We start from the raw sequence: 7,316 nt of genomic DNA, 5'->3' as shown, positions 1-7,316 counted from the left end.
GAATTGGAGTTGGTGTGGGCGTTGCCGTTGGAATTGGAGTTGGTGTGGGCGTTGCCGTTGGAATCGGCGTTGGTGTGGGCGTTGCCGTTGGAATCGGCGTTGGTGTTGGCGTTGGAGCTACAGCGATGTCAACTTTCGCGTTATTGTTGGTAATATCAGGGTCATTCCAATTAGCAGCAGTGATCGTGACGCTATTACTAATAGTTTGGCCACCACTGCCAGGATTGACTGTAGCTTTGAGAGTTAACGAGGTAGTAGCATTAACCGCTAAGTTGCCCACATCCCAAACACCTGTTGCAAGATCGTAAATGCCTTGGGTTGGAGTGTTGCTTGTAAGACTGAGAGTTGTAGGCAACAAACTTGTCAACTTGATGTTGGCAGCATCATTGCCTAATCCCACATTTTTTGCACTGATAGTGTAAGTAATGACATCCCCTTCTTTGGGTGTGGGGTTGTCCACCGTAAGAGTTACACCCAAGTCAGCATTTAATTTCCAACCTATATCTTCCAGTACACCAAGCGTAAGAGGCCCAGGATCATGTATTGCTACTCCCAAACCCCGAACGTATGTCATCAACGAATTACTGCCATCTCCATAGATGGCTTCGTCTAGGTGCCCGATGCTTTGAGCGCTGTTAAAGACGTTAGGCGCGTAAACATTAAGTTTGATGCCACCATTTCCTAGGACAGCTTTGGGGCCATTGAAGAACAAGTTATTGCTAATTAGCTGGTTTCCTAGTGCGACAGAAGGCACAGGAAACAGTGCTGTGTCAGTGATTTTTTGACCTAAACTATTCTCAATAAATCTGTCATAGATTCTGGGATAGTTACTGGTATTAGACAAACTGCCCTCTCCCGTGACAGTATCGAACTGAAAAGAGTCAGCGAATCCCATTCCGTGAGCAATTTCATGGAGGAGTGTACTAACCAAATCTGTCTGATTTGCGCCGGGATTTGCATCGGTTCCAAAGTACCAAGAAATTCCCGCCGAACTAGCGCCGGGATTGTTGTTAACGCGGACGGTAATTTCAGGGGAAGTTCCATTCAAATCCGTGCCTGCTAATTGATTGGCTAACGCCATTCGATAAATAGTATTTGTTAACGGTGCGCCCGCAAAGTTTGCTGTGCTAGAGCCTTCTGCTGTTGCCAAAAAACCAGTTACAGTTTCCCAAGTTGCGTCAATTACTACGTCTGCTTTCGATGTGTCAACTAGCCGATTCCAGATATTAACTGCGTAATCAAACGCATTTTTCGCTTCTGGAGGAAATAGTGTATCGTAAGTGACTTTAATCGCCAAAATTCCTTGGTAAGCCGATCGCACCTGTGGGCCAAACGCCAAAGATGCCTCTATCTTTCCAGTGGCATACCCCAATTCCCAGTCACCGCCTTTGTTAGCACTACCTGTCAGACTTGTAGAAGCTGCCACATTAGCCCCTGTTAGCTGACTCAAACGCTGCACGAAAGCAGCACCAAAATCTGCTTTTGCTACGTTGCAGCCATACAGAAGAATCTCAGCATTATTTACCAGCCCCTTTGCCCACTCCTTTACCCACATCACAAAGTCGTAATTTCGGAGGGGAGTGGAAGCGCGATCGCTCAATATATCCAAAGTCAACACCGTATTGCCGAGTTGCAGAGAACCGACAGCGCCGTGCGATACAATGTGAACTGCTGAAAAGTTACCGCCCCGAAGTTTGTGAGCAATTTGTTCTACCCCGTTGCGATTAGAATCGAGCAAGATTACTTCTGTTCCAGTGGTAACGCCGTCAACTAGAGTCTTCCAGTCAGGGACAGCAGTATCGATAAATGCGATCGCTTTGGAAGTTTCAGAGATAGCTTGGGGAGTTTCAGAGATTTTCTGTGGCATGATCTACCTTTGGCTAGGTGGAAACTGGGAAATTATGCGCCTGTGACGTTCGCAATTTAAAGATTTTATAGCATAGCTTGTTCCTTTGTGAGGTGATTTAAACAAAATTAATGACTTTTTGGATAAAATCAGTAAATATACGAGCTAAAAGCTCGGTTTAAGAGTTTTCACTCTTCCATCTAACTATTGCTTGCGTGAATTTACTTAAACTAGGTGCGATCGCCAACTGCGATCGCTTCGTGAAGCTCAGGTATACCGCACCACTACTTCCACCATTTAGCTATTATCTGATTTCAGCGGAGGGATTTGATCTGCCGTTAAAGTAACAACTTTTCCATCTTGCCAAATGCTAATCGATTCCCCTAACTTCCGGTGTCTTTCTATGGCCTTAGCGATCGCAGTTTTAACCCCAGCATCAATTTTTTGATGGAGTTCTGTTAGGGGAATTTGCGGTTTATTATCCGACGGTGATTTGATTCCAGATTGAGGGTTCATAAATAATTGCTTCTTGATTGTTACCGGATGTAGCCACTAATTGCGGTTCACTTCCAGTATTATCATAGACTATCCAAGTATCGCAAAGAGGTAAATACAAATCTATTAAGTTTTTCCGTCCCCGTTCGTAGCGACGGCGGATAGTATCTTCAGGGATATTATGACCCCCACTTTCTACTCGCCGCCGTACCCGTGCAATCGCTAATTCTGGACTTTGTAACCAAAAATAAATTAAATTAATTATATAACCTTTGGTTTTACACTCTCTTAAGAATCTGGCAAAATTGCGAGCAGCTAGAGTAGTTTCAAAAGCAAAATCAGCCTCAGTTGTGACTAAGGTTTGTAGTCTTTCTAACATTAATCTTCCCGCTTGAATAGCCACCGATTCAGGGTTAAAGGGAGAAAGACCCGCAGCTATTTCATCAGCGTTGACATATTCAAAAACTTCTAGAAAATAGGGTAGTATTTCCCTGGCAGCCGTAGTTTTCCCAGAACCGTTTGCACCACCAATTACGTACAAATGAGGCATTATTCAATGGAAATTATAGATTAATTTACTTTACAAACTAATTATAACTATGTCGATATAATTTTAGCTTTTCAATATCTTTAAATTTTTAATTTTTAATTTTTAATTTTTAACTTTTAATTTTCTCATGCTCCACATCGGTTAAAATAACGATCGGACAGAAATGAGGGATCGGTTGTTCCACCGTTTTTGGAATTATTGCGATCGGGGTGTCAGTCTCAATCTATTTTTGTGCATTTATGCGATCGCTCATGCCTATTCTGGTCAAAAACTTGGCACGATCGAGCATTGTTCTACCTAATTAATCAGGAAAAGAGAAAGGTATGGATGCTGAAGAGCTCCTAAAAAAATATGCCGCAGGAGAAAGAGACTTTACAGCCATCCTCTTGTGCGAGGCGAACCTCAGCAGAGTCAACCTCAGCGGCGCGAATTTCAGTGAAGCGATTTTGAGCCTCACCAACATGAGCGGAGCCAACCTCAGCGACGTTAACTTTAGGAAAGCCAAACTCAACGTCGCCAGACTCAGTGGAGCCAACCTCAGCAGAGCCAATCTCAGCGGTGCTATCCTCAATGTGGCCAACTTAATTCGAGCCGACCTCAACTCCGCCGACCTCAGCGAAGCCACACTAATCAGAGCAGAACTCATTCGAGCCGACATGAGCAACGCCTCCTTAAGCGGTGCGAACCTAAGTGAAGCAGACTTAAGAGAAGCCACCCTCAGACAAGCCAATCTAGAGCAAGCAGACCTCAGCGGCGCTCACCTCAGAGGCTCATCCCTAGTTTCTGCGAACTTAGAACGAGCCAACTTGCACAGAGCCGACCTGAACCGCGCCGACCTCCGAGGAGTCAATCTCAGCAACGCCGAACTCAGACAAGCCAACCTCTCTCAAGCCAACCTCAGCGGCGCAGACCTCAGAGGCGCTAATCTCAGATGGGCCGACTTAAATGGAGCCGACTTAACTGGCGCTGACTTAGACGAAGCAAGATTGAGCGGAGCCAACTTATACGGAGCCAATTTAAGCAGTGCGAATCTCTTAAATGCGATTCTAGTTCACGCAGATTTAACCCAAGCTAATTTAATTCGAGCTGATTGGGTAGGAGCCGACTTAACAGGAGCGGCTTTAACGGGAGCAAAACTTTATGGCGTATCCAGATTTGGCCTAAAAGCAGACGACATTACCTGCGATTGGGTTGACCTCAGTCCTAATGGCGATCGCAGCCAAGTCCAACGATTCACCCCCGAAGAATCTCACAAATTTTTTAATGCCACACCGCCTACCGTTCAGATTATCATTGATAGACCCTTAGAACCCGATGCTAACTTTGCCCTAGCCGCTACTTACCGTCAAATCGCGCAGCAATACGCAGGTTTGAGCCATCCACCGAGTATAGAAGTAAACCCCCGCCGAACGATTTTATCGTTTAGTATAGAAAATGACGAACAATTATTTTCTACTGGTTACGTTGGCATACTTCCCTTTAACGATGCAGCCTCCACTCAGAAAAATATCATTACGATACTCAGGATGCTCCAACCCCAAAATAGCAACAACCTGGGAGTCAGAGTCTCAAATCGGGTAGCGCAATTGAGCGTATCCCTAACTCAAACCATTAGAAAAATGGGAGAACTCAAAATTCAGCCAATTCTCCAAGAAAATGAAGCAGTATCCAGCTTTTTTAAAGCTCCTACTCAGACGGTACTTACAAATTCTAGCGCTCAGAGTTTGACCATCTACCACCATCCAGATTTTGGCAGGCATTTAATGGTTTTACCGGGTTTGAGCAAGAACTCTACTACCCCTTCAATTAAAGCTCAAAAGTTTACCATGCCTCCGATTAACATGGTAGTTGATTTTATCAAAAGTTTTCATCAGTTTAATGAGTAGTTAGCTTTGAGATTGCCCTACTTAGCAATTGATAGCAAAAATTAGAATTAACAAGGGAAAGCGAATGCAATCGAACCAATGGTTTCAGCAATTAAAGAACGCGATTGACCTCTTGCCAGTTGTAAAAGATCCCAATCTAAAATTAGTAAATACAGCGTAAAAGGTAGACATAATGGAAGCTGAGGAACTCCTGAAAAGATACGAACTTGTCAAGAAATATACAGAAGGAGAAAGAAATTTTACCGGAATCAACCTCAATGAAGCTAATTTGAGCCGAATCAACCTCAGCCAAGCAAATTTGAGTGAAGCCAGTTTATTTGTCACTAATCTTAGCGGCGCAAACTTGAACGAAGTTAATCTCAGTAACGCTAATCTTAATGTTGCGAGACTCAGCAGTTCCCATCTCGTGCGAGCAATCTTACAAGGAGCTACCCTCAACGTCGCCAACTTAGTCCGAGCCGACTTAAGCGAAGCACAATTAATGGGAGCAGCACTGATTAGAGGAGAGTTAATTCGAGCCGAACTAAGTAAAGCTAACTTTAGCAAAGCTAACCTCACAGGAGCCGATTTAAGAGAGGCAAAACTCACAGAAGTTAACTTCAGCGAAGCAAATCTCAGCGGCGCAAATCTGAGAGGAGCATCAGGAACAGCAGCTAACTTTGAATTAGCAAACTTGCATGGAGCTGACCTCTCTAAGGCTGATTTAAATGGGGCCGATTTTAGTGGTACAGACCTCAGACAAGCAAACTTATGTCAGGTAAATTTAAGCGGAGCAAATTTGAGCGGAGCTAATCTCCGCTGGGCCGATCTTAGTGGAGCAAATCTGCGCGGAGCCGATCTCAATGAAGCAAAATTAAGCGGGGCAAATCTCTACGGAGCTAATCTTAGCAATGCTAATTTAACTAATGCTAGTTTGGTTCACGCCGATTTAACTTTAGCGAATTTGAACGGCGCGGATTGGGTTGGTGCTGACTTGTCAGGATCGACTTTAAGCGGGGCGAAACTTTACGATGTCCCCCGGTTTGGTATTAAAGCAGAAGAAGTTACTTGCGAGTGGGTCGATCTTAGTTCTAACGGAGATAACAGTCAGGTTTACCGTTTTGGATCGCCAGAAGAATCAAAAAAGTTTTTTACCCACAAGCCACCTACGGTTAAAATTATTGTCGATTCCGCTTTAGAACACGAGGCTAATCGCGTTTTAGCAGGTCTTTATCAGGAAATAGCTGAGCATTATGCAGTGATCTCCCGTCCTCCCAGTATTGAAGTTGGCTACCGCAAAACTACTCTAACATTTATAATAGATAGCGATGAGCATTTATTGCCAGTTGGTTGCATTGCAATTCTGCCGTTTTATGATGCTGTCTTAACTCAAAAGAATGTGATTTTCTTAGCAAGAAATCTGCAATTACAAAATATAGATAAAAAACGGATAGTACAGTTATGTACGGCAATGAATGAAGGGATTAATAAGGTAAGCGAGTTGAAAAAAATTATGCCAGCACTGAATGGCGAATCAAAGATTAAATTTTTTCAATCTCCTACTCAGACTATTTTGAAAAATTCTAGCGAACAAACTTTGACAGTGCAGTTCAACCAAAATTTTGGTAAAAGATTCCTCACGGCTCATGCTAATAAATACACTTTGCCCAGCGGTAATAAATTTAGTGATTTCATAGAGAGTTTTTATTATCTTAATTAATAAAGAACTTTAATAACTTATGTAACGCCGCCCTCTGGGCGATATTCTTACCGCCCAGAAGGCGGCGTTACGGATAGTTTTGCGTAAGTCCTAAAAATAAGAGAATGTTAGTAAATTTTTAATTTTTAATTTTATGAATGAGGTAGAAGTCCATAATTCGCTCTTATATTTCCTGCGATCGCACTCCGAGCCTCGCTGGCCGCATCATTTGACGATGGGACGGCTAGTAGCGCGAGCATTGCGACTGGGACGCAGCGCTCTGATCCAGACAGGCTTCTCTCCAAGCGATCGCTATCAGCGGTATCGAGTCAGCTATTTGATGCCCCTGTTGATGTGGCCAAAACCTGCTGTTTTGGTAGCATCCGCATCCCTACAACAACACTTGTTGAGGGTGGAAATTCCCCGGTTACAACAATGGCTTCAAACCAAGAAGCCGATTCATACCTACCCCTGTCCTCCCGACTTTGAAGGGTTACTCTTGATAGAACCCAAATCTTGGCTAGAAGACCGTTTAAGAGCCGAGAAGCGATTGCCAAACGGTATCCCGACAGTGATTGACGGTGCTGACGACTTAGAAACGTGGACTCGCGATCGCCTGACGGTTTGTCTGGAAGCGGGGGACTGGAATCAATTAATGCAGCAATACCCCCATCAATCTGAACTGATTCGGGATACGCGGGTGCAGCTCACACGGGCCCTATTCCAACACCCAGTCAACCCTTACAAGTGCTGTTTACTGGAAGTCGCAGAGCAAGATATCTTAAACCGTCTCTATCAGGAGATTTGGGGAGATGGGGAAGATGGGGGAGATGGGAGAGATAAGGGAGATGAGGGAGATGG

At 44.1% G+C, this 7,316-nt stretch carries 6 protein-coding genes and 1 pseudogene; 4 read left to right on the top strand and 3 right to left on the bottom strand.

The window, feature by feature from the left end:
• The 3 genes from PN499_RS20065 to PN499_RS20055 form a co-directional block, all read right to left on the bottom strand.
• The coding region (locus tag PN499_RS20065) for a DUF4347 domain-containing protein (RefSeq protein ID WP_272033961.1) at positions 1 to 1,867 on the bottom strand (1,867 nt) is incomplete at its 3' end.
• 276 nt (positions 1,868 to 2,143) lie between these two features.
• Positions 2,144 to 2,362 (bottom strand): hypothetical protein, encoded by a 219-nt coding sequence (locus PN499_RS20060; RefSeq protein ID WP_272033959.1) that lies wholly within the window; start codon positions 2,360 to 2,362, stop codon positions 2,144 to 2,146.
• Positions 2,325 to 2,891 carry a zeta toxin family protein gene (locus PN499_RS20055; RefSeq protein WP_272033957.1) on the bottom strand — a complete coding sequence of 189 codons (567 nt, stop codon included), beginning with the start codon at positions 2,889 to 2,891 and terminating at the stop codon, positions 2,325 to 2,327. The genes PN499_RS20060 and PN499_RS20055 overlap by 38 nt, the downstream gene beginning before the upstream one ends.
• A 163-nt stretch (positions 2,892 to 3,054) precedes the next feature.
• On the opposite strand from PN499_RS20055, the gene PN499_RS20050 reads away from it, so the two are divergent.
• The 4 genes and pseudogenes from PN499_RS20050 to PN499_RS20035 all read left to right on the top strand — a co-directional run.
• Positions 3,055 to 3,192, top strand: a complete 138-nt coding sequence (locus PN499_RS20050; RefSeq protein ID WP_007356280.1) for a hypothetical protein — start codon at positions 3,055 to 3,057, stop codon at positions 3,190 to 3,192.
• Positions 3,193 to 3,214: 22 nt separating this feature from the next.
• A complete protein-coding gene (locus PN499_RS20045) occupies positions 3,215 to 4,777 on the top strand; it encodes a pentapeptide repeat-containing protein (protein WP_272033955.1) in 1,563 nt (520 codons plus the stop codon).
• Between the two features lie 172 nt (positions 4,778 to 4,949).
• Positions 4,950 to 6,476 (top strand): pentapeptide repeat-containing protein, encoded by a 1,527-nt coding sequence (locus PN499_RS20040; RefSeq protein WP_272033953.1) that lies wholly within the window; start codon positions 4,950 to 4,952, stop codon positions 6,474 to 6,476.
• A gap of 133 nt (positions 6,477 to 6,609) precedes the next feature.
• Positions 6,610 to 7,316 (top strand): annotated as a pseudogene (locus PN499_RS20035) (ATP-dependent DNA helicase); the annotation flags it as partial.

It is taken from the genome of Kamptonema animale CS-326, from assembly GCF_028330895.1.
In the GTDB taxonomy this organism is placed as follows: domain Bacteria; phylum Cyanobacteriota; class Cyanobacteriia; order Cyanobacteriales; family Microcoleaceae; genus Kamptonema; species Kamptonema formosum.
Note: the sequence above shows the minus strand (reverse complement) of the source record. Positions and strands in the feature narration are given on the sequence as shown.

Bases quoted from the DNA above. Each gene is read 5' to 3' on its own strand.
- PN499_RS20060 (WP_272033959.1), bottom strand. From the start codon at position 2,362: ATGAACCCTCAATCTGGAATCAAATCACCGTCGGATAATAAACCGCAA.
- PN499_RS20055 (WP_272033957.1), bottom strand. From the start codon at position 2,891: ATGCCTCATTTGTACGTAATTGGTGGTGCAAACGGTTCTGGGAAAACT.
- PN499_RS20050 (WP_007356280.1), top strand. From the start codon at position 3,055: ATGAGGGATCGGTTGTTCCACCGTTTTTGGAATTATTGCGATCGGGGT.
- PN499_RS20045 (WP_272033955.1), top strand. From the start codon at position 3,215: ATGGATGCTGAAGAGCTCCTAAAAAAATATGCCGCAGGAGAAAGAGAC.
- PN499_RS20040 (WP_272033953.1), top strand. From the start codon at position 4,950: ATGGAAGCTGAGGAACTCCTGAAAAGATACGAACTTGTCAAGAAATAT.